The sequence below is a fragment of the Streptomyces deccanensis genome, from assembly GCF_022385335.1.
GTDB classification, from domain to species: domain Bacteria; phylum Actinomycetota; class Actinomycetes; order Streptomycetales; family Streptomycetaceae; genus Streptomyces; species Streptomyces deccanensis.
Map to the genome: position 1 here is coordinate 4,081,827 of NZ_CP092431.1, position 20,938 is coordinate 4,102,764.

The following is a 20,938-nucleotide window of genomic DNA, read 5'->3' on the forward strand; positions in this document are numbered from 1 at the left end:
AGTGGTACGGAGCGATCCGCGCGGCGGCCCGGGGGTGTCGGGCCGCGCGGGAGTGGCCGGCGGGTGTGACTACTCGACGACCAGCTCGACCGGCATGTTGCCGCGGGTGGCGTTGGAGTAGGGGCAGACCTGGTGGGCCTGCTCGACGAGCTTGCGGCCGGTGGCCTCGTCGACGGTGTCGGGGAGCTCGACGCGGAGGGTGGCCTTCAGGGCGAAGCCCTCGCCCTCCTTGCCTATGCCGACCTCGGCGGTCACGGCGGCCTCGCTGACGTCGACCTTGGCGGCGCGGCCGACGAGGCCGAGGGCGCTGGCGAAACAGGCCGCGTAACCGGCGGCGAAGAGCTGCTCCGGGTTGGTGCCCTGGCCGTTGCCGCCGAGCTCCACCGGGAGGGCCAGGTCGAGGTCGAGCTTGCCGTCGTTGGTGACGGCGCGACCATCGCGGCCGTGGGTGGCGGTGGCGACAGCGGTGTAGAGCGCGTCCATGGGAGAACCATCCCTTTCACAGGTCAAGTCAGGTCGAGTCGCGTCCGGCGGTCCGGTCCGACCGCCGTTCACGGGCTCCAGTAGAGCACACAATTCAATTGCCCACAACTAAATGGCGGACAGGAGTTACCCTGGAGTCATGACCACGAGCCCCGCTTCCACGCCCGAGGGGATCTCCTCGGAGATCTCCGGGCAGATCTCCGAGGAGGACTTCCTCCGTCTCGACCGGCAGATCTGCTTCTCCCTGCACGCCGCCTCGCGCGCCTTCAACGGTGTCTACCGCGTGGTCCTCAAGGACCTGGGGATCACCTATCCGCAGTATCTGGTGATGCTCGTTCTGTGGGAGCAGGGCGAGCTGCCCGTGAAGAAGCTCGGCGAGCATCTGCGGCTCGACTCCGGGACGCTCTCGCCGCTGCTCAAGCGCCTGGAGGCGGCCGGCCTCGTCCGGCGCGAACGCAGCGCGCGCGACGAGCGCTCGGTCGTGGTGCGACCGACCGAGGAGGGCGCTGCCCTGCGGGAACGCGCCCTGGCCGTGCCCCGCCGGATCGTCTCCGCGACCAGCCTGGACATCGACGACATCCGCGATCTGCGCGACCGCCTGGACCGCCTGACGGTCGCCCTGGACGAGGCGGCGCTCGCGGATCCGGCCGGGTGACCGTCAGGACCCCACAGAATCCGACACCGTCATGCGGAACCCCAGCCTCCCGCGTGCCATCTTCCCCACGGGGCCGCGAAGCCGCCCTTAAGGGAAGATTTGCACACATACCTCTCACAGGTGCGGGGCAACCATGGCTCTTCAGCAGGCGCAGGTCTCCGTCGTCGTCATCGGGTACGACGACGCGGCCCATGTGGCGGACGCCGTGCGCTCGGCCCTCGCACAGGGGCCGGCCGTCCATGAGGTGATCGCCGTCGACGACTGCTCGACGGACGGCAGCGCGGAACTGCTGGAGCGGCTCGCCGGGGACGAGCCCCGGCTGCGGGTGGTCCGGCGCCCGGCCAACAGCGGCGGCTGCGGCACCCCGCGCAACACCGGTCTGGACGTCGCGACCGCGCCGTACGTGATGTTCCTGGACAGCGACGACGTCCTGCCGCCCGGCGCCGTGGACGCGCTGCTGGCGGCGGCCCTGGAGCACGACGCGCCGGTCGCGTCGGGGCTGTGCGTGCGCAAGGAGCTGCCGTCCGGCCGGGAGACCCCCTGGCAGCCCGAGCTGTACGCCCAGCGCACGCTGGTGGCGAACTCGTCCCAGCGCGCACGCCTGGTGCACGACACCCTCTGCGTCAACAAGCTCTACCGCACCTCCTTCCTGCGCGAGCGCGTCATCCGTTTCCCCGAGGGCCGCTTCCCGTACGAGGACTTCGTGTTCGGCGCACGGGTGCTGGCCGCCGCCCCGCGCGTCGCGCTCGTCCCCGACCCGGTGTACGTCTGGCAGGTGCGCCGGTCGGCGGCCCGGCTGTCCATCTCCCTGGACCGCTCCGACATCGCCAACTGGCGGGCCCGCCTCGACGCCGACCGGATGTCGTACGACATCCTGCTGGGCGCCGGCGAGAAGGCCCCGGCACGGGCCACGCGGACGCGTTTCCTCGACCACTCGCTGCGGATGTACGCGCGCGAGCTGGACCTGCGCGGCGCGGAGTACCGGCGCGAGTGGTGGACGCTGACGCGCGCGTACCTGGCCACCTTCGACGAGGGCGACTTCGCGCCGGCGCCCGCGCCCGGCCGGGTCGTCGCCCGGGTGATCCTCGCCGCCGAGGAGCCGCGCGACCTGCCCCGCCTCAAGGAGATGTCGGCCCGCCCCGCCCGGCTGACCCCGCCCTACGCGCGCGCGGGCGACGGCACGCCCGTCTGGTCCGCCGACCTGCCGCAGGTGGAGCTGGACCATCTCCTGGTCCGCCCCATGGAGCTGCTGCCCGCCGCCGTCGACGCGGAACTGCGGCCCCGCACGCGGGGCACGGTCCTCCGGCTGCGGCTCCACGAGCTGTACGGGCGGATGGCGGAGGCGGGGCCCCGGGCCGTGGAGGCGGAGTTCGTCGAACGCGACGACGGGCGCGTGGGCTTCACCGGCACCGCGCCCCTCCTGCCCGAGGCGGAGGGCGACAGCGGGCCGGGCGCGCCCGACGAGTCGGATGTCGACAGCTGGACGGCGGAAGTCCCGCTGGATCTGGCCGCGTTAGGCAAGGGCACGTGGGACCTGCGGCTCCGGCTGCGGTTCGCGGACGGCAGCCGTCGTGAGACCACCGCGCACGCCCTCGCGGGCGCCGGGCTGCTGCGCCGGAGCGCACTGCCGAGTACGCGCCACGGAGTGCTCCTGGTGCAGCCGTACGCGACCCACGCGGGGGCGCTCGCGGTTCGACTCGCGCCCGGTTGGCGGGGTTTGACCGAGGTCGTCCGCCGACGCCTCAAACGCCTGCTTCACTGAGAGCCGACGGGATTCCACCAGCAACCCAGCAACATCGTCTTGACTACGAGGGGACGGTCGTCCATGACCTGGCTGATCACCGGTGGCGCCGGATACATCGGGGCGCACGTGGTGCGCGCGATGCTCGACGCGGGCGAGGAGACCGTCGTCTACGACGACCTGTCCACCGGGGTCGCCGAACGGGTGCCCGAGGGCGTCCCGTTGGAGATCGGCTCCACCCTCGACGGGGAGCGGCTGGCCCGGGTGATCCGCGACCGGCGCATTACCGGCGTCGTGCACCTCGCGGCGAAGAAGCAGGTCGGCGAGTCCGTCGACCTGCCCCTGCACTACTACCGGGAGAACGTCGAGGGACTGCGCACCCTGCTGTCGGCCGTCACCGACGCCGGAGTCGCGTCCTTCGTCTTCTCGTCCTCCGCCGCCGTGTACGGCATGCCGTCCGCCGCGCGGGACGGTGACCTCGTCACCGAGGAGACCCCGTGCGCGCCGATGAGCCCGTACGGCGAGACCAAGCTGGTCGGCGAGTGGCTGGTCCGGGCCACGGGCCGGGCGACGGGCCTGTCGACGGCCTCCCTGCGCTACTTCAACGTGGCCGGCGCGGCGACCCCCGAACTGGCCGACACCGGCGTCTTCAACCTCGTCCCCATGGTCTTCGAGAAGCTCTCCGAGGGCGCCCCGCCACGGATCTTCGGCGCCGACTACCCGACCCCCGACGGCACCTGCGTCCGCGACTACATCCATGTCGTCGACCTCGCGGAGGCCCACGTGGCGACCGCGCGGCGGCTGCGCGAGGCGCCGGGCACGGACCTCACCCTCAACATCGGGCGCGGGGAGGGTGTTTCGGTGCGCGAGATGATCGACCGGATCAACGCGCTCACCGGCCACGACCTGCCGCCCGTGGTGGTCGACCGGCGGCCCGGCGACCCCGCGCGCGTCGTCGCCTCGGCGGACCGGATCGCCGCCGAGCTGGGCTGGAAGGCGCGGTACGGCGTCGAGGACATGATCTCGACGGCGTGGGCGGGGTGGACGCGGCGCACGGAACGGTCGTAGCTCCTGTGACGGAATCGACGCGAAGCGGGAACTGTCCGGTGCCGTTTGCTCGTGTGTACTAGGGGAAGCCGACGAAGAACTTCTCGGCGACTGACATACGTACGACGTGTCCGACAGGGCGTTACGGGGGTAGCGACGGTGCCGGCTTGGGACATCGATCCGATCAACGTGCAGACCACGCTGAAGTCGACCGGTGAGGCGGCCGGCGGCCTGGAGAAGGCCGCCAACTCACTGGTGTCGAACATGGCGAGCGCGGCCGAGTCCGCCGGGACGGCCGTACCGGGCGGGCAGTTCAGCGGCCCCATGATCGGGCCGGTGGCCACGGGCACGCCCCGGGTGCCGGTCGGACCGGTCGCGGCGGCGCTGAGCAAGTACCTCCAGGAGCGGCAGCAGAAGCTGGCGTACATGGCGCAGCGCACCATCGACTCCGTGCAGGGCGCGGCCGATGCCACCAACGCCTACGTCACCGGCGACCTGGACATGGCCGCCACGCACCAGGCCAACGCGCTCAAGGCGACCGTCGTACCGCCACCGCCGGGTGTCGACGGGAACGGCGGGCAGGGGCCGAAGTGAGCGACGACATCCCCGTCATCCCGGAGGAGGTCCCCGAGTTCACGGGCAATCTGGAGCAGTTGGACCTGGGCATCGCGGGCGTCCGTTCGGCCGGGACCTCCCTGAAGGACTCGGGCTCGGCGATCCACACCCGCTTCGGCGGCCTCTCCGCGTACTACAAGGCACCCGAGGCGGAGGCGCTGTTCGCGACGACTGCTCCGGTGGCGGCCAAGGGCGACGAGTTCGCCACCGAGTTGGAGACCGTGGCCTCGGCGCTCGACACGTACGCCGCCGCCGTCGGTCCGCTCAAGCAGAAGTTCGACCAGCTCCGCCGGGACGCGATCGCCTTCCGCGCGAAGATCGAGGGCGACGACGAGTGGCGCGCCGACGGCGACCTCGTCGAGGAGAACAACAACCGCCGCTCCGACATCAACGCCGCGTACGCCGCGTTCCAGGCCGCCGAACGCGACTGCTACAACAAGATCGTCGCGCTGGTCGGCGGCGAGGCGCTCGTCGTCAACGACGGCAGCAACAAAGAGAACATGTACGGCTACCGGGGCGAGGACCTGAACAACGCCGGTGGTCTGCCGTGGGGTGACCCGGTCGAGGAGTCCAACCCCTGGTACTACATCCACGAACACGCCTGGGACTTCACGGTCGGCTTCGTCGTGGACGGCGTGTGGGGCACGATCAAGGGCCTCGGCACCCTGGTCGGCTTCAACGGCTGGGACGCGGCGGGCCAGGCCTGGGTCGGTCTCGGCAAGCTCGCCACGGGCATCGTCATCACGGCCGTCCCCGTGGTCGGCGCCGCGTACTGGCTGGCCCCCGACGACAAACTCCCGTCCTGGCTGCGCGACTCCCGTACGGCCGTCGTGGAGACCGGCAAGGCGCTCATCGCCTACGACGAGTGGGGCAAGAACCCCTCCCGGGCGGCCGGAGCGGTCACCTTCAACGTGCTGACCACGATCTTCACGGGCGGCGCGGGTGGCGCGGTCTCCGGCGCGGGCAAGGCGGGCGCCATCGCCAAGGCGATCTCGTTCGCGGGCAAGGCCGGCAAGATCGTCGACCCGATGACGTACCTCACCAAGGGCGTCGGGGCGACGGCGGTGAAGATCAGCGACGTCATGGCGAGCCTGCGCGGCATCACCGACGGGACGCACATCAGGCTCGGCGAGGGCACGTACCAGATCGCCGACGTGCCGAACATCGCGGACGACCTCCCGGCCGGTCTCACGCCCGAGAACAGCGTCCGCATGGAGACCCCCAAGGGCGAGGTCGTCTACCTCGACACCAAGACCCTCGTCATGCACAACGCCGACGGGACGGTACGGGAGTCCCTGGACGGGATCCGGCACGAGGGGACGGCGGCCGAGCGCGGCGCGGAAGTACGCACACCGGAGCAGGAGTTGGTGGGCGCCGGCGCCAAGGTCGGCGACGGCGGTACGGGGGCCGTGGGACGGGTCGGGGACGACCTGGGCGGTACCGGGCGGGTGGGCGACAACGGCCTGCCCTCCGCGGTCCACGAGACACCGGGTGGCACCGGAGGATCGCACGGCGGCGACGGCCGCACCGGGACCACCGGGACCACCGGGGGCGGCCACGCCGAGACACCGGGCGGTGACCACGGCGGCACCTCCTCGGGCGGCGGTCACGGCGGAACGCCCGGCGGCGGACCCACCGAGCCCCCGGCCGGCGGGCGCGGCGGCACCCCGGGCGATGACGGCACCGGGACCCCGCACGAGCCGTCGGAGGGAACGACAGCCCCCGAGCGCGCCAACGAGCCGGCGCCGGAGCTCACCCCGCAGCAGAAGGCGGACCACTGGAACCACCTCGACGAGGTCGAGTCCCGGAGCCCCGAGGAGTTCGACCAGCTCCAGCGGGACCCCGACAAGAACGGCGGGATCTCCGAGCCGTCCAAGGACGAGGCCCGGGTCGGCCTGGACCTCAGCGAGCAGGGGCGTCTCCCGGACGACATCCAGCGCCCCACGGAGGCGGACCGCGGCGAGTTCTACTCACCCAGCACGGGACGGTATTACGACATCAAGGGCGTCCATTCCGACTGGCCTCCCTTCAACAATGTGCGAGACAAGTCCCAACCGTTCAAGGGAGCTTATGACCCCGCGAAGAACGAGCGCTGGGTCAAGAAGCTGGCGGAACAGATCGTCGAGAAGCAGCGCGTAGTTATCCTGGACATGCGCAACGCGAATCAGGCGGCGATCGACGACATCAAGTCCATCGTCGAGAAGAATGGCTGGGAAGACGATGTCATCTGGTACCCGTAAGAACTGGGCGCCCCGCGTGTTCCCGACGGATCCGCAGGCGAAGGCACGCCTGGAGGAGTGGCTGGACGCGGGCGGCGAGGGCCCGCTCGACGCCATCGGGCTGGACCTCTCCGACGCGGACCTCTCCGACGCGAACCTCCAGCAGTCCTGGTTCACCGACGCGAAGCTGGTCGGGGCCAAGCTCGTGGGGGCGGACCTCTACCGTTCCGACGCGGAAGGGGCGGACTTCTCGAGGGCCGATCTGACGCGGGCCTCGCTGGTCCGGGTCAACCTGGACGACGCGGTTCTCCGGGACGCGGTCCTGGACGGCGCGGACCTGGTCAAGGCCTCCCTCTACGACTGCGACGCCACGAACGCCTCCCTGCGCGGTGCGCGCATTCTGGGCGCTTCCCTGCTCGGCGTCGATCTTCGCGGAGCGGACCTTTCCCACGCGGTTCTGCAGGAGAATTCCTTCAAAGTGACCGTCGACCACCGCACAAAGGTGGAGGGCCTTTCGGGAACCGTATTCGGCCCCGTCCAGGTGATCGACGAGCATGGCGCAGAACATGAAATCGCGGGAGAGGCGCTGGAACGCTGGGTACGCGAACGCGGCGGTTCGATCAAGGTGCTGCCCGTCCCCGACGGAAAGCGCGACACGTCGGCCTGACCATGACGCCGGGTGCCTACGCCTTCCCCACCTCGAACCAGACACCCTTCCCCGACGCCCCCAGCGCCTCCGTCCCCCAGCGGCCCTCCGTGACGGCGTCCACGATCCACAGGCCCCGGCCGGATTCGCCGTCGTAGCCCTGGTGGAGTGACGGGGGCGTGCGGTCGTCGTCGTAGACGGTCACCCGCACGGGGCCCTCCGGGCCGGCGATCAGCAGTAAATGGGCGCCGGAACTCTTCGCGTGCCGACAGGAGTTGGTGACCAGCTCCGAGGTGCACAGGACCGCGTCGTCGACGAGGGCGTCGAGCCGCAGGGCCCGGAGGACGGAGGCGACGAAGTCGCGGGCGATACGGGGTGTGGTGTCCAGGGGTGGGCAGTTGAGGGCGTACTTGGGCATGGCTCATCAACTCCAACGCGCGTCAGGGCAAGGGTGAGTTGAGGCACGAGAGCGCTCCGCACCCACCGTGCCGGGCACGTCACAGACCGTAGGGCGTAACCTGGTGACGGCACAACCTGATGCCGGACATTGCCCCCGTTTCGGTGACCGTCGTGCTCGGCTGACGGCATACTCGTCAGCCGAACGACCAGGGAGAGGACCGATGCCACCCAGGAGCACCCCGACCGCACGGCAGGAGCGCCTCGGCGCCGAGCTGCGCAAGATCCGCGAGCGGGCGGGGGTCACGGCCCGCGCCGCCGCCGCACTCCTGGGCACGAACCCCATACAGCAGAGCGCCTACGAGGCCGGCCGCAGCGGGATCAGCGAGGAGCGGATCCGCCGCCTGGCCGCGCATTGCGCATGCGATGACGTGGCGTACGTCGATGCCCTGGTCAGCATGGCGAACGAACGCGGCAAGGGGTGGTGGGAGGCCTACCGGGGCACCGTGGTCGAGCAGGGGCTCGCCCTGGCGGAGTCCGAGTATCACGCCACTCGCATCCGCACCTTCCAAGTCGTGCATGTCCCTGGCTTGCTGCAGACCGAGGACCACATGCGGGCGCTCTTCAACTACGCGTCGCGGAATGTGCCGCCAAGCCACGTGGACACGTTCGTGGCGTACCGCACTCAGCGCCAGCAGGTCCTCGACGAGCCCTCTGGGACACCGTACGAAGCCATCGTCCACGAGGCGGCTCTTCGCATCCGCGTAGGTGGCCGCGAGGCGACCAGGGCCCAGCTGAAGCGGCTCCTCGAACGATCGGATGCGGCCAACGTGACCGTTCGTGTGCTGCCGTTCGACACGGACGACTTCGCCGGTACCGGCTACTCGATGCTCTACCTGCACGGGCCCGTCCCCCAACTCGACACCGTGCAGATCGATACAGGCCACGACAGCGAGTTCTTCGACGCGGAGGCACGCTTGTTGCAGTATCGACGGCGGTACGAGCGGGTGGCAGCGGCGGCTCTCCCTGTCGCCGAATCCCGCGATCTCATCGCCCGCGTTGCCCACGAGCTGTGAAAGGAGCCGACGTGCCCGACGCTCCCCGGTGGCAGAAGTCGTCCTTCTCAGGCGCCGACGCGGGTGACACCTGCGTCGAACTCGCCCCCACCCCCACCTCCATACGCCTCCGCGAAAGCGACCACCCCACCGCAGTCCTCACCACCACCCCCACCCCCCTCCACGCCCTCCTCACCACCCTCAAGGCAGGCACCCTTGGCCGTCGTTGACCCGCAGCGCGCCCTCGGCGCAGTCCTCGGCTCCGCCGTCGGGGACGCGCTCGGCGCGCCGTTCGAGTTCGGGCCCGAGGGGGCCTTCTCCGCGCGGTTCCCGAAGGCCGGGCACGGTGGGGAGATGTGCGGCGGCGGTGGCTGGGACCCGGGGGAGGCCACCGACGACACGCAGATGGCCGTGCTCGTCGGGGAGTCACTCGTCGAACACGGGGCGCTCGAACTGCCCGACGTCTTCCGGAGGTTCCAGCGCTGGGCGGTGTCCGACCCCAAGGACATCGGCATCCAGACCCAGGACGTGCTGACCAGCGGCGACCCCTGGGACCTCGCGGCCGCCCTGCACTTCCAGGTGAACCTACGGGCCGCAGGCAACGGCGCGCTGATGCGGGCCGCCACCTCGGCCGTGTACTTCGCGAGGGACGGCCGGGACACCACCATGGACGCGGCCCGGCGGCTGTCCGCGCTCACCCACGGCGACCCGGCCGCCTGGGAAGGCACCGCCGCCTTCCACGAGCTGGTCCGGATCGCGCTGGCCGGTGGCGACCCGCTCGCCGCCGTCCCCGAGACCCTGGCCGCGCTCCGCCCCGACCACCGCGCCCGGTACGACGTCGTCCTCGCCCCCGACTGGCACCCCGATCGGGCCACGGAGTTCAACGGCGCGGTCTGGCCCTGCCTGGGCTCCGCCGTGTGGGCCGTACGCACGACCGACTCCTACGAGGGCGCCGTACGCGCGGCCGTGGACCTCGGCGGCGACACCGACACGGTCGCGGCGGTGACCGGCGGGCTCGCGGGCGCGGTGTACGGCGCCGACGCGATCCCGGAGCGCTGGCTGGAGCCGCTGCACGTGCCCCTGCCGGGGTTCGGGGACCGGGTACTGCGCGCCCCGGAACTCATCCGCCTGGCAACGCAGTTGGCGACCGGAGCCGCCCCCTGACCGTCGGCCTCAGCCCGCGCCCGGCTCGTAGCCGCTGATGACGTACTCGGCCTCGTCGTCGATGGCGTTCTCGTCCACGTCCAGGGTGATCCGCGCGGGATGACCGCCGGTGGCGTACTCCACCTCCGCCGTGTCCGCCTGCTCCTGCCAGGCCTTCTCCACCATGGCCATCAGGTCACCGATCTTGGGGATGTCGCCGGGCCTCTGCCGCACCGCACGCCGGCTGTCCTCGTCGAGGCCGACCGCCTCGGCCACCTCGCCGTCCCGGACGGTCACCCGGAACCTCCCCGCCAGGGCCTGCGAGGTCGACGTGAGGGTGTAGACGTACGAGGCGGGCTCATGCCACATGACGGTGTTCCGTGTCGTGGTGGGCTTGGGCGAGGCCCGGCCCTTCGGTTCGGTGGGTGCCCCGCCGTCGCAGGCGGCGGTCATCCCCACCGTCCCCACGGTCCCCGCGACCAGCGCGGCGGCCAGGAGGACGGAACGAGCACGGGAGCGTAAGTGAGTCACGGCGACCCCATTCCTGAGCGACTGTGACTAGGACGCCACCCGTCGGCGGAACGTTCAGCTCCGTAACTGCGGGCCTCCGACTCGCTCCTACAGCGCCCGCAACGCCGCCGCCGTGGCCCGCGTGAGGCTCTCCAGGTACCCCTTGGGCAGCTTCGGCGCGCGGACGACCACCGAGCGCCAGTACAGCGGGCCGGAGATCACGTCCAGGGCCAGGTCCTCGTCCACGCCCGCCCGGACCTCGCCCCGGGCGACCGCCGCCGCGACGATCCCGGTGGCGACGCTCTGCTGCCCCTCCCGCAACGCCTTCTGCATCGCCTCGGCGATCTCGGGGTTGCGGGCGGCCTCGGCCTGGAGGTCGGGGATGATCTGGCCGGCGACCGGGTGGCGCAGCGCGCGGGACGTGACCTCGTAGAGCAGCCGGAGGTCGCCCTCCAGCGAGCCCGTGTCCGGCATCGGCAGGCCCTGTACCGCCACCGCCGAGACCAGGTCCAGCACCAGGTGCAGCTTGGAGCGCCAGCGGCGGTACACCGCCGTCTTGCCGACGCCCGCGCGGCGCGCGATGCCCTCGATGGACATCCGGGCGTAGCCGACGGCCGCCAGCTCCTCGAAGACCGCCGCCCGGATCGCCTCCGTCACGTCCTCGCGGAGCACGGCCGCCCCGGCGGGGGCCCGGCGGCGCGGCCGTGGCGGCGGCTGCCCCTCGGAGGGGTCGGCGTTCGTCGTCATGGCTCACAGCATAGGCCGTGACGACGAAACGGTTGCGTTCCGACGTCGAATCGGCTTACTCTCGCGTTGCGACGATACGGTCCCGTCCCGACGTAAGAGCAGGGCAAGGGCGACGTAAGAAGCCAAGCGACGACAGCGCGGCCGCGTACGCGGGACGCCCCCCCACCAGCGACCTCACTAGCGAAAGCAGCGGATGTGAGCCAGGTCCTCGACACACCGCCCCCGACCACGGCGGACACCCCCCGAACCGCCCGCGCCGCCGAGACCCCGGCCCAGCTCGCCGAGCGGTACGGCCTGAGCGTCAGCGGGGCCCGCCCCTCGCTCGGCGCGTACGTACGGCAGCTGTGGGCCCGGCGACACTTCATCACCGCGTTCGCCACGGCGAAGCTGACCGCGCAGTACAGCCAGGCGAAGCTCGGCCAGATCTGGCAGATCGCGAACCCCCTGCTGAACGCGGCGGTCTACTACCTGATCTTCGGCCTGCTCATGGGCACCAAGAAGGGCGTGCCGGACTACGTCCCGTTCCTCGTGACCGGCGTGTTCGTGTGGACCTTCACCCAGAGCTCGATCATGGCGGGCACCCGCGCGATATCCGGCAGCCTCGGCCTGGTGCGGGCCCTGCACTTCCCCCGGGCCTCGCTCCCCCTGTCGTACTGCCTCCAGCAGCTCCAGCAACTGCTGTTCTCCATGGCCGCGCTGGTCGTGATCCTGCTGGCCTTCGGGGTTCCGGTGGCCATGTCCTGGCTGCTGATCGTGCCCGCGCTGACGCTGCAGTTCGTGTTCAACGCCGGTGTCGCGATGGTGATGGCGCGGATCGGCGCCAAGACCCCCGACATCTCGCAGCTGATGCCGTTCGTGCTGCGCACCTGGATGTACGCCTCGGGCGTGATGTTCAGCATCGACCACATGCTCGCCAACCGGAACATCCCGGCGTTCGTGCATCTGCTGCTGGAGTGCAACCCCGCCGCCGTCTACATCGACCTCATGCGGTTCGCGCTGATCGACAGCTTCCACGGAAGCCAACTGCCGCCGCACGTCTGGGCGATCGCGGCGGGCTGGGCGCTCCTCGCGGGCGTCGGCGGGTTCATCTACTTCTGGAAGGCTGAGGAGACGTACGGCCGTGGCTGACACCGTCATCAACCCCACCGTTCCCGGCACCCGGCACGCAGCAGCCGACCAGGCCGCCGTCCCCGAGCCCGTGCCGACCGTCGTCGTCGACGGCGTCGACATCGTCTACCGCGTCAACGGCACGGGGGCCGGGCGCGGCACCGCCACCGCCGCGCTCAACCGCATCCTGCGGCGCAAGAAGGCCGAGAAGGCGGCCGGCGTGCGCAAGGTGCACGCCGTGCGGAACGTGTCCTTCACCGCGTACCGGGGCGAGGCCATCGGGCTCATCGGCACGAACGGCTCCGGCAAGTCGACCCTGCTCAAGGCCGTCGCCGGGCTCCTCCCCGTGGAGAACGGGCGCATCTACACCGACGGCCAGCCGTCGCTGCTCGGCGTCAACGCGGCCCTGATGAACGACCTCACGGGCGAGCGGAACGTCCACCTCGGCGGGCTCGCCATGGGCATGTCCCGGGAGCAGGTCAAGGAGCGGTACGAGGAGATCGTCGACTTCTCGGGCATCAACGAGAAGGGGGACTTCATCACGCTCCCCATGCGCACGTACTCCTCCGGCATGGCGGCCCGGCTGCGGTTCTCCATCGCCGCCGCCAAGGACCACGACGTGCTGCTGATCGACGAGGCGCTGGCGACCGGGGACCGCTCCTTCCAGAAGCGGTCCGAGGCGCGGATCCGTGAGCTGCGCAAGCACGCGGGCACGGTGTTCCTCGTCAGCCACAACAACAAGTCGATCCGGGACACGTGCGATCGGGTGCTGTGGCTGGAACGCGGGGAGCTCCGCCTTGACGGGCCGACGGACGAGGTGTTGAAGGAGTACGAGAAGTTCACCGGCGGGAAGAAGTAGGTCGCGCCTGAGAGCTCGGCGGGGCCTGTGGGGTGGCGGGTGCGCGATCGTCGTGGTTGATCGCGCAGTTCCCCGCGCCCCTTCGATGCTCACCTCTCCAGAAAAGTGAACAGGGCCTCCCATCGGTCCACGATCTCCTCCGTGCCGTAGCGGCGGATGTTCTGTCTCGCCTTGTCGCCCATGCGGTCCCGCAGGGTCTTGTCGGTCATCAACTGGTCCAGTTTGCGGGCCAGTTCACCCGTGTTGCCGGGGCGGACCAGGAGGCCGTCCTCGCCGTCGCGCACGATCTCGTGGACGCCGGGCGCGCAGTCGAAGGCGACACAGGGGACGCCCATCGCCATGGCCTCCATCAGGGCGAGCGGGAAACCCTCGCCCCGGGAGGACAGCGCGAACACCGAGCCGCCGCGCAGAGCGCCCTGCACGTCGTGCGTACGGCCCATCCAGGACACCGAGTCGTCGAGCCCGAGGGCCGTGCACTGCTTCCTGAGCAGTTCCTCGTCCTCGCCGGAGCCGTAGACCAGCAGCGTCCAGTCGGGGTGCCGGGGCGCCACCTCGGCCCAGGTGTCGAGGAGCATGTCGACGCCCTTCTCGTCGCTGAGCCGGCCGATGCTGACGACGGCCTTCGCGGTGCGCGGGGACGGCTCGTCCGGCAGCCAGGGCACGGCGTTGGGCAGGTACGAGGCGTTGTTGAGGCCCTGCCCGATCCACAGGTCGGCGTCCTCGCGGGTGAGGACGAGCATGCGGTCGACGTCGCGGTAGTGCGTGAGCACCCGCCGGAAGCGCGAGGAGCGGCGCGAGGTCTCGAAGGACTCGTGGCTCATCCCGATGACGGTCAGACCAGTGGTGTCGGCGAGCCTCACCCACTCCATCGCCCACACCTGGGTCACGATGACGACCCCGCCGGGGCGCGCGGCCCGGAACAGGCCGGTCAGCACGGCCGCCCGCTCCCGCATGCTCGCGTCCCGCGCTCGGCCGGGCGGAGGCGGCTGGCCGTCGTACAACCGCGTGGTGGGGTACGGGAGTTCACCGAGCGGGTGCGGGTCCTCGGGGGTGGTGATCCCGATGACGTGGACGCGGTGGCCCCGCTCGGTCAGGAGACGGGCCAGGTGGTGGGTCCAACTGGTCACCCCGCCCGTCTCGTCGACACTGTTGGACACCAGGAAGACGTCCCGCGCCCCGGTGCCCCCTGCCTCGCCCCGCCCGGTCACGTGCGCCTCCACTCGGAGAAGAACTGGTCGACGACGTCACGGGCCGCCGTCCCCTGGTCGTACTCGCCGAAACCGGCCGTGAACCGCTCCCGCGCGGCGGCGTACTTGAGCGTCTGCTCCTCCAGCGAGGAGTCGCGCAGCACGGCGTGCAGCTCGTCCTCGGTGCGCACGATCGGGCCCGGCGCGCGTTCGAGGAGGTCGAAGTAGGTGCCCCGGCCCTCGTGGACGTACTCCTCGTAGTCGTACGTGAAGAAGAACATCGGGCGGTCGAGGAGCGCGTAGTCGAACATCACCGACGAGTAGTCCGTGATCAGCGCGTCCGCGAGGGCGAGGACGGGCGTCACGTCGTGGTGGTCGGACACGTCGACGACCCGGCCCCGCACCGACGGCGGGAGCACCACGTGGTTGAGGTAGTGGGCGCGCACGAGCAGCACGTACTCGTCGCCGAAGGTCTCGGCGAAGCGCTCCACGTCGAAGGGGAGGGCGAAGCGGCGCTGGCCCTGGTGGCGGAAGGTGGGGGCGTAGAGCAGGATCTTCTTGTCCGGCGGGATCGCCGCGATCTCCGGGATGCCCAACTCGGCGGCGAGACGCGCGCGCTGGGCCGTCCGGTCCGTCCGGTCCGTCTCCCGGGCTCGCGCGAGGGCGTCGTTACGCGGGTAGCCCACCCTCAGCAGCACCTTCTCCCGCAGCCGGAAGGCCTTCGCGAGGGTGCGCACGTCGTGCTCCGAGCGGATCAGGAAGTGGTCGAAGCGGTCGAGGGTGCGCTGCTGTTCGGCCTGCTCGGCGCGGGTCTTGAGCTTCCAGCCGGGCTCGTCGAAGCCCATGCGCTTGAGCGCGGAGCCGTGCCAGGTCTGGAGGTAGGTCGTGCCGGGGCGCTTGGTCAGCTTCAGCGGGAAGCTCTGGTTGTCGATCCAGAACTCGGCGCGGGCGAGCGCCCGCAGATACGGCAGCGACCAGCGCCGGACGAGGGTGGCGTCGGCCGGGAACCCCTCGGGGCGGCCCGCGTACGACCACACCGCCTCGAAGTCGAGACCCTGGCGGCGCATCTCCTCGTAGATCGCCCGGGGGCTGTCGCTGTACTGCCGGCCGAGGTGGCTCTCGAACACCACCAGCCGCCGCTGCCTCGGCATACGCAGGAAGACCTCGTGGTAAAGGCGGATTTTGGCGTTTCCCGAGGTGGCCTTCTTGCGCAGCGCCTTCGCCTTGCGGTAGCCCGACTTGGCGAGTTTGCCCGGTGCGCCCCGAAGCCCTCTAGCGACCAGGACGTTGGCCTTCTTGTCGGGGACCAGCCGGAACGCGAGGTGGCCTCGGACGGAGATCTGCGGCTCGACCCGGTCGGCGACCAGCCGCGTGAGCCGCGGCCGGACCGGCAGCGCGCCGCCGCCCGTCAGCCCCGGTTCGGCGGCCGTCAGCCGGCTCGTCGTGCGCTCGCCGTCGACGTCGAGGTGGAGGCGTACGTCCCACACGGCGTCCACGATGCCCAGCGGCCGGAGCGTCCGGGAGATGTCGACGGCGGCCCGCCAGGTGAGGTACGGACCCTCGTGCCGGACATCGGCGACCGGCACCCGGAAGGTCTGGAACCGCACGCCGGGGCGGCGGGCGTAGAACTCCAGCGCGGCGGAGAGCCGGGCGTCGGCCGGGATCACCCCGAGGGGGTTGGTGACGCGCCCGGCGAGCCGGATACGGCCGCCGCTGCCCGCCCCCGTGCCGTCCGGGTGCTGCTCGTACTCCGTCAGCTCGTTGCGCAGGAACAGCTTCCCGACCGGTCGGGCGTGGTAGCCGAGTTCGGTGACGTCCAGGATCCGGCGCGCGAACTCGCCCTCCTCCCCCGGCGCGTCCAGGTGTTCGGCGCACCAGTAGATCCGCCCGTCGCGCTCGACGAGGGGCGCGGAGACCTTGTCGCGGTTGGTGAGCGTGTCCACGGCCGGCAGCAGGTTGTCCCAGTCGCCCCTCCGCAGCAGATACGCGCAGACGGCGTGGATGGGTTCGACCTCGTCGTACGCGGCCGGGTCGATCGACGCCAGATAGGCGCGGGCCAGCTCGGCGAACTCGCGGCGGTAGGCCGCGTCCCGGAAGGGCAGGTCACGCAGGTGCAGCACCAGGTCGTGCTTGAGGAACTTGACGTCCTTGTAAAACTTCAGCTCCGCCAAGCCCTGACCGGCCAGGAGCCGGTCCACCCGGCGGTGGATCTCCATCCGGTGCGCGAAGTTGGCGATCTCGGCCCGCCGGTTGCTGATCGACTTGGCCTCCGCCCTCTCGACCACGTTCCAGTCGTAGACCCGGTTGGGGATCAGGGCGATCCGGCGGGCGGCGGCGTACGCCTGGGCGGAGAAGAAGAGGTCCTCGTAGTGGATGCCGACCGGGAACAGCAGCCCGCCCTCGACGAGGAAGTCCCGGCGGTAGCACTTGTTGGTGGACAGGGTGTCGTAGACCAACAGGTCGGGCAGCTCGGAGACGGAGTCGAGGGTACGGGTGCGGGCGTACAGCCACGGGTACCACGGGACCTCCTTCCGGTTGCGGGTGTCCACGTGGACACGGACGCAGAGACCGGAGACGAGGTCGGCGCCGGTGCTCTCGGCGGCTTCCAGGAAGTTCCGGCAGGCGTTGCGCTCCAGGACGTCGTCGCTGTCGAGGAAGACGACGTACTCGCCCCGGGTCTCCCGGATGCCCGCGTTGCGGGGCGCGCCGCAGCCGCCGCTGTTCTGGGGCAGCCGGTACGCGCGCACCCGGTCGGGATGCTCGGCGGCGAGCCGGGCGGCCACCTCGTAGGAGCCGTCCGTGCTGTGGTCGTCGACGATCACGACCTCCACGCTCCGCAGCGTCTGCTCCAGCACCGAGCGGACGGCCGTGGGCAGCCTGGCCTCGTCGTTGTAGACGATCACGACGACGGATACGGCGGGTCGCTGGTCCACGTCCGCGTTCACCCCATCAGTACGGTTCGTTCCGTTCATCACTGTTTCTACCCTCTATAGACCGTGGTGCGGTTGAGGGCCACTTGGGTAGATGCCCCCGGCGGTGCGCGGGTTGCCTCACCCGCTTCCGGCGGCCCGGTACCGCGATACGCTCCGGGGACGTGCTGAGCGGAGGGGGCGGTCGATGCGTGGGGTGGTACCTGAGCCGCTGCGGACGGAGGATCCGCGGGAGATCGCCGGGTACCCGCTGTACGCCCGGATCGGTGAGGGCGGCATGGGCACCGTCTATCTCTCCCGCAGCCGGGGCGGCCAGCCGGTCGCGCTGAAACTGGTCCGCCCGGAGTACGCCGGCAGCCCCGCCTTCCGTGAGCGGTTCGCCCGCGAGGTGGCCGCCGGGCGCCGCGTCTCCGGCTACCACCTGGTGCCGATCGTCGACCACGACGCCGGTGCGGAGCGCCCCTGGCTGGCCACGCACTACGTCCCGGGCGTCCCCCTCGACCAGGCGCTGGAGACCCACGGCCCGCTGCCCATGGCCACGGTCCTGCAACTGCTGGCCTGCGCCGCGTACGCGCTGGACGCCGTGCACACCGCCGGGGTGATCCACCGCGACGTCAAGCCCGCCAACCTGCTGCTGGCCGCCGACGGGCCCTGGCTGCTCGACTTCGGCATCGCGCGGGCGGCGGGCGCGGCGACCCTGACCACCGCCGGACGCCTGATCGGCACCCCTCGCTACATGTCCCCCGAGCACGCCCTCGGCCGCCGGGTCACCTCCGCGTCCGACGTGTTCGCGCTGGGCCTGATCGCCGCGGTCGCCGCGACGGGCAGCCATCCGTACGGGCGCGGCAACCCGCTGGCCATCGCGACCCGTATCGCCGCCACGGACGTCGCGCCGCCGGCGCTGGACGGCATCGACCGCCCTCTCGTGGACGTCATCCGCCGCTGCCTGACCGCCGACCCGGCGTCCCGCCCGTCGGCTGCCGCCGTCGCCGAACACTGCGCGGGGGCGGCCCGCCGGGACGTCCGCGACTTCACGGGCTGGCTGCCGGCGCCGGTCGCCACGTCGGTGACCATCATCGAGACGGCCTTCCGCACGCTGTCCCTGACAGAGGCGCCGACGACCCCGACCCCCCACATCTCGGAGGCCCCGACAGCCCGCCGCCTCCCGCCTACGGCACCGATCACTGTGCGGGACGAGGAATGGCGCCGCCGGGTCCGCCGGGAGCCGTGAGTCGAGGGCCGGGTGGGGTGCGTTGTCGGGTGCGGGTGCGTGGGGGCTGGTCGCGCAGTTCCCCGCGCGCCTGAAAAGCAGGGGCTGCGCCCTGTGCTTTTCAGGCCCGCAGGGCCGTGGTCTTTCAGGCCCGCAGGGCCTGGTCTTTCAGGGGCGCGGGGAACTGCGCGAGAAGCCCCACGCACCCGCAGTCGCCAACGCACCCGAACCCCCGAGCTATAAGGCGCCCCATTCCCCCGGGGAACCGCAACACCCACCCCAAGTGTCATAAGTGCCGTATAAGCTTCGGACCGCTCCAAGTGCCCGCACCGGCACCGGAGTTCGGCACCGCACCGGGGGAGGCTCCCATCAGCACCAGCACCGGCGACATCCTGAGCCCTCTGGGACCGCAGGACCCACGAGAGACGGCCGGCTACCACCTGCAGGCCCGCATCGGCGAGGGCGGCATGGGCACGGTCTACCTGTCGCACACCCGCGGCGGCCAGCCCGTCGCCCTGAAGGTCATCCGCCGCGAGTACGGCCAGGACGCCGACTTCCGCCGCCGTTTCGAGCAGGAGGTCCAGGCCGCCCGCCGCGTGCAGGGCTACCACATCGTCCCGGTCGTCGACCACGACACCACCGGCGAACTCCCCTGGCTCGCCTCGGTGTTCATCGCCGGCATCCCCCTGCACGACGCCCTGGTCGCCTTCGGCCCGCTCCCCCTGCCCGCCGTCTTCCAGCTCGTCGGCTGCGCGGCCCGCGCCCTCACCTCGATCCACGCGGCCGGAGTCATCCACCGCGACCTCAAGCCCAGCAACATCCTGCTGGGCTCCCAGGGCCCGTACGTCATCGACTTCGGCATCGCCCGCGCCGCCGACGCCACCCATCTGACCCAGTCCGGCGGCCTGATCGGCACCCCGCAGTACATGTCGCCGGAGCACGCCCTCGGCGAGCAGGTCACCCCGGCCACCGATGTCTTCTCGCTGGGCCTGATCGCGGCGGTCGCCGCCACCGGACGCCACCCGTACGGCGACGGCGGCGCCATCACCATCGCCGCGCAGATCGCCAACACCTCCCAGCGCCCGCCCCGGCTCGACGGCTACGACGACCGGCTGCGCCCGCTGCTGGAGCGCTGCCTGACCGCCGACCCGGCCGAGCGCATCGGCACCGAGGAACTGGCCGCGCTCTGCCAGGAGTCGGCCGACCGGGGCCTCAGCGACTTCACCGGCTGGCTCCCGGCACCGCTCACCGCCGAGATCGCCCGCCGCGAGCAGTCCGCCCAGGCCCCGCCCCAGCCGACGTCACCCCAGATGCCGGCCGCGCCCCCGGTCACACCCCCGGCGGCTCCCCCGACCACCGCCCCGACCGGCGCCCCGACGCCGCCCACGGCCCCGCCCCACGACCCGGCGGCCCAGGCCCACGCGTACGCCCAGGGCACCACCCAGGGCGTACCCCAGCAGGCGCCGACCCAGCCGCCGACCGGCTTCGGCCCAACGGCCCAGGGCCAGACCCCGACCCCCGGCTACGGCTATCCGCCCCCGGCCCCCGACACCTACAACCTCACCCCGCAGGCAGCGGCCCCGGCACCGGCCGCCCCGCCCAAGAAGAGCCGTCGCGGCCTGAAGGCGGCCCTGGTCGCCCTGGCCCTCGTCCTCGTGGCCGGCTCCGGCGCGGCCGCGGCCGTGTACGTGCTGAACGAGAAGGACGACAGCAACAGCTCGGCGAGCGACTCCCCCAAGGACAGCACCAAGAACGACGGCAAGGACGACAACGGCGGCGACCAGGCCGCCTCGACCCCCACCCCGACCCCGACCGGCACCGGCACGGACTCCGGCTCCGGCGACCAGGGCGGCGCGAGCGACGGAACGGGCCCGAGCGAGACCCCCTCGATCCCCGCGAACGCCCAGTACACAGCCGTCTTCGAGGGCAAGTCCTTCACGCTGCGCACCCCCGCCGGCTCGGCCTACGTCAACGTCGACTTCGACAAGCCGGAGGTCGACACCGAGGACGAGATGGTCGACGGCCTGATGGACATGCACCTCGACAGCAGCTACTGGTACTTCGACACAACCATGGGCAAGAGCGCGGGCACCACACCGCAGGAGTGCGCCGAGGGCACGGGGACGGACGTGCTGCCCTCCAGCCTGGACTCCGGTGCCTTCGGCGAGGAGGCGGAGATCGACAAGGGCGTCAGGCTCTGCACGGTCACCAAGCAGGGCAACCTCGCCATGTACGAGATCACCGGGCTGACCCCGGGCGAGTACAGCTGGGAAGTCCCCACGGTGCAGGGCAAGCTGACCCTCTGGGAGATCACCGAATAACCCCGGCGACGCATACGGAAGGGGGCGCCCCAGAGCCTGGGGCGCCCCCTTCGCCGTACCGCTAGAA

General features: G+C 71.4%; 19 protein-coding genes. 13 read left to right on the forward strand and 6 right to left on the reverse strand.

Annotation, left to right across the window (positions count from 1 at the left end; all coding sequences use genetic code 11):
* Positions 1 to 69: 69 nt before the first annotated feature.
* A complete protein-coding gene (locus L3078_RS18195; RefSeq protein ID WP_239754873.1) occupies positions 70 to 483 on the reverse strand; it encodes an organic hydroperoxide resistance protein in 414 nt (137 codons plus the stop codon).
* A gap of 139 nt (positions 484 to 622) precedes the next feature.
* On the opposite strand from L3078_RS18195, the gene L3078_RS18200 reads away from it, so the two are divergent.
* From L3078_RS18200 to L3078_RS18225, 6 genes are all read left to right on the forward strand, one after another.
* Positions 623 to 1,138 (forward strand): MarR family winged helix-turn-helix transcriptional regulator, encoded by a 516-nt coding sequence (locus tag L3078_RS18200; protein ID WP_239754874.1) that lies wholly within the window; start codon positions 623 to 625, stop codon positions 1,136 to 1,138.
* A 133-nt stretch (positions 1,139 to 1,271) separates the two neighbouring features.
* A complete protein-coding gene (locus L3078_RS18205; RefSeq protein ID WP_239754875.1) occupies positions 1,272 to 2,900 on the forward strand; it encodes a glycosyltransferase family 2 protein in 1,629 nt (542 codons plus the stop codon).
* 63 nt (positions 2,901 to 2,963) lie between these two features.
* A complete protein-coding gene (galE, locus tag L3078_RS18210) occupies positions 2,964 to 3,947 on the forward strand; it encodes a UDP-glucose 4-epimerase GalE (RefSeq protein WP_239754877.1) in 984 nt (327 codons plus the stop codon).
* 138 nt (positions 3,948 to 4,085) lie between these two features.
* Positions 4,086 to 4,520 (forward strand): DUF6507 family protein, encoded by a 435-nt coding sequence (locus L3078_RS18215; protein ID WP_239754878.1) that lies wholly within the window; start codon positions 4,086 to 4,088, stop codon positions 4,518 to 4,520.
* A complete protein-coding gene (locus L3078_RS18220; RefSeq protein ID WP_239760758.1) occupies positions 4,517 to 6,781 on the forward strand; it encodes a hypothetical protein in 2,265 nt (754 codons plus the stop codon). The genes L3078_RS18215 and L3078_RS18220 overlap by 4 nt, the downstream gene beginning before the upstream one ends.
* Positions 6,762 to 7,427, forward strand: a complete 666-nt coding sequence (locus L3078_RS18225; RefSeq protein WP_239754879.1) for a pentapeptide repeat-containing protein — start codon at positions 6,762 to 6,764, stop codon at positions 7,425 to 7,427. The genes L3078_RS18220 and L3078_RS18225 overlap by 20 nt, the downstream gene beginning before the upstream one ends.
* A 16-nt stretch (positions 7,428 to 7,443) precedes the next feature.
* Here L3078_RS18225 and L3078_RS18230 read toward each other — a convergent pair whose 3' ends face one another.
* Positions 7,444 to 7,824 (reverse strand): ATP-binding protein, encoded by a 381-nt coding sequence (locus tag L3078_RS18230; RefSeq protein ID WP_239754880.1) that lies wholly within the window; start codon positions 7,822 to 7,824, stop codon positions 7,444 to 7,446.
* A 202-nt stretch (positions 7,825 to 8,026) separates the two neighbouring features.
* Between L3078_RS18230 and L3078_RS18235 the strand changes: the two genes are divergently transcribed.
* From L3078_RS18235 to L3078_RS18245, 3 genes are read left to right on the forward strand one after another with little or no spacing between them, the layout of a single operon-like run.
* Positions 8,027 to 8,878 (forward strand): Scr1 family TA system antitoxin-like transcriptional regulator, encoded by an 852-nt coding sequence (locus L3078_RS18235; protein ID WP_239754881.1) that lies wholly within the window; start codon positions 8,027 to 8,029, stop codon positions 8,876 to 8,878.
* 11 nt (positions 8,879 to 8,889) lie between these two features.
* Positions 8,890 to 9,087: a DUF397 domain-containing protein gene (locus tag L3078_RS18240; protein WP_239754882.1), complete on the forward strand. Its 198-nt coding sequence runs from the start codon at positions 8,890 to 8,892 to the stop codon at positions 9,085 to 9,087.
* Positions 9,074 to 10,021, forward strand: a complete 948-nt coding sequence (locus L3078_RS18245; protein ID WP_239754883.1) for an ADP-ribosylglycohydrolase family protein — start codon at positions 9,074 to 9,076, stop codon at positions 10,019 to 10,021. The genes L3078_RS18240 and L3078_RS18245 overlap by 14 nt, the downstream gene beginning before the upstream one ends.
* Before the next feature lie 9 nt (positions 10,022 to 10,030).
* Here L3078_RS18245 and L3078_RS18250 read toward each other — a convergent pair whose 3' ends face one another.
* Positions 10,031 to 10,531 (reverse strand): DUF6174 domain-containing protein, encoded by a 501-nt coding sequence (locus tag L3078_RS18250; protein ID WP_239754884.1) that lies wholly within the window; start codon positions 10,529 to 10,531, stop codon positions 10,031 to 10,033.
* Between the two features lie 87 nt (positions 10,532 to 10,618).
* Positions 10,619 to 11,257 carry a TetR/AcrR family transcriptional regulator gene (locus L3078_RS18255; RefSeq protein WP_239754886.1) on the reverse strand — a complete coding sequence of 213 codons (639 nt, stop codon included), beginning with the start codon at positions 11,255 to 11,257 and terminating at the stop codon, positions 10,619 to 10,621.
* Positions 11,258 to 11,452: 195 nt separating this feature from the next.
* Between L3078_RS18255 and L3078_RS18260 the strand changes: the two genes are divergently transcribed.
* Both L3078_RS18260 and L3078_RS18265 read left to right on the forward strand, forming a co-directional pair.
* Positions 11,453 to 12,385, forward strand: a complete 933-nt coding sequence (locus tag L3078_RS18260) for an ABC transporter permease (protein ID WP_239754889.1) — start codon at positions 11,453 to 11,455, stop codon at positions 12,383 to 12,385.
* Positions 12,378 to 13,223: an ABC transporter ATP-binding protein gene (locus L3078_RS18265; RefSeq protein ID WP_392315159.1), complete on the forward strand. Its 846-nt coding sequence runs from the start codon at positions 12,378 to 12,380 to the stop codon at positions 13,221 to 13,223. The genes L3078_RS18260 and L3078_RS18265 overlap by 8 nt, the downstream gene beginning before the upstream one ends.
* Positions 13,224 to 13,312: 89 nt before the next feature.
* Here L3078_RS18265 and L3078_RS18270 read toward each other — a convergent pair whose 3' ends face one another.
* Complete coding sequence (locus L3078_RS18270) at positions 13,313 to 14,431, reverse strand: glycosyltransferase (protein WP_239754891.1); 1,119 nt, start codon at positions 14,429 to 14,431, stop codon at positions 13,313 to 13,315.
* On the reverse strand, positions 14,428 to 17,382 hold the full coding sequence (locus L3078_RS18275; RefSeq protein WP_239754893.1) for a bifunctional glycosyltransferase/CDP-glycerol:glycerophosphate glycerophosphotransferase: 2,955 nt from the start codon (positions 17,380 to 17,382) through the stop codon (positions 14,428 to 14,430). The genes L3078_RS18270 and L3078_RS18275 overlap by 4 nt, the downstream gene beginning before the upstream one ends.
* 145 nt (positions 17,383 to 17,527) lie before the next feature.
* On the opposite strand from L3078_RS18275, the gene L3078_RS18280 reads away from it, so the two are divergent.
* Entirely contained in the window at positions 17,528 to 18,571 is a 1,044-nt protein-coding gene (locus L3078_RS18280) for a serine/threonine-protein kinase (protein WP_239754895.1), read from the forward strand.
* A gap of 299 nt (positions 18,572 to 18,870) precedes the next feature.
* The gene (locus tag L3078_RS18285) at positions 18,871 to 20,871 is read left to right on the forward strand and encodes a serine/threonine-protein kinase (protein ID WP_239754897.1); all 2,001 of its coding nucleotides are present in this window, start codon (positions 18,871 to 18,873) and stop codon (positions 20,869 to 20,871) included.
* Positions 20,872 to 20,938 lie beyond the last annotated feature (67 nt).

Bases quoted from the DNA above. Each gene is read 5' to 3' on its own strand.
- L3078_RS18195 (WP_239754873.1), bottom strand. From the start codon at position 483: ATGGACGCGCTCTACACCGCTGTCGCCACCGCCACCCACGGCCGCGAT.
- L3078_RS18200 (WP_239754874.1), top strand. From the start codon at position 623: ATGACCACGAGCCCCGCTTCCACGCCCGAGGGGATCTCCTCGGAGATC.
- L3078_RS18205 (WP_239754875.1), top strand. From the start codon at position 1,272: ATGGCTCTTCAGCAGGCGCAGGTCTCCGTCGTCGTCATCGGGTACGAC.
- galE (WP_239754877.1), top strand. From the start codon at position 2,964: ATGACCTGGCTGATCACCGGTGGCGCCGGATACATCGGGGCGCACGTG.
- L3078_RS18225 (WP_239754879.1), top strand. From the start codon at position 6,762: ATGTCATCTGGTACCCGTAAGAACTGGGCGCCCCGCGTGTTCCCGACG.
- L3078_RS18230 (WP_239754880.1), bottom strand. From the start codon at position 7,824: ATGCCCAAGTACGCCCTCAACTGCCCACCCCTGGACACCACACCCCGT.
- L3078_RS18235 (WP_239754881.1), top strand. From the start codon at position 8,027: ATGCCACCCAGGAGCACCCCGACCGCACGGCAGGAGCGCCTCGGCGCC.
- L3078_RS18255 (WP_239754886.1), bottom strand. From the start codon at position 11,257: ATGACGACGAACGCCGACCCCTCCGAGGGGCAGCCGCCGCCACGGCCG.
- L3078_RS18275 (WP_239754893.1), bottom strand. From the start codon at position 17,382: ATGAACGGAACGAACCGTACTGATGGGGTGAACGCGGACGTGGACCAG.
- L3078_RS18280 (WP_239754895.1), top strand. From the start codon at position 17,528: ATGCGTGGGGTGGTACCTGAGCCGCTGCGGACGGAGGATCCGCGGGAG.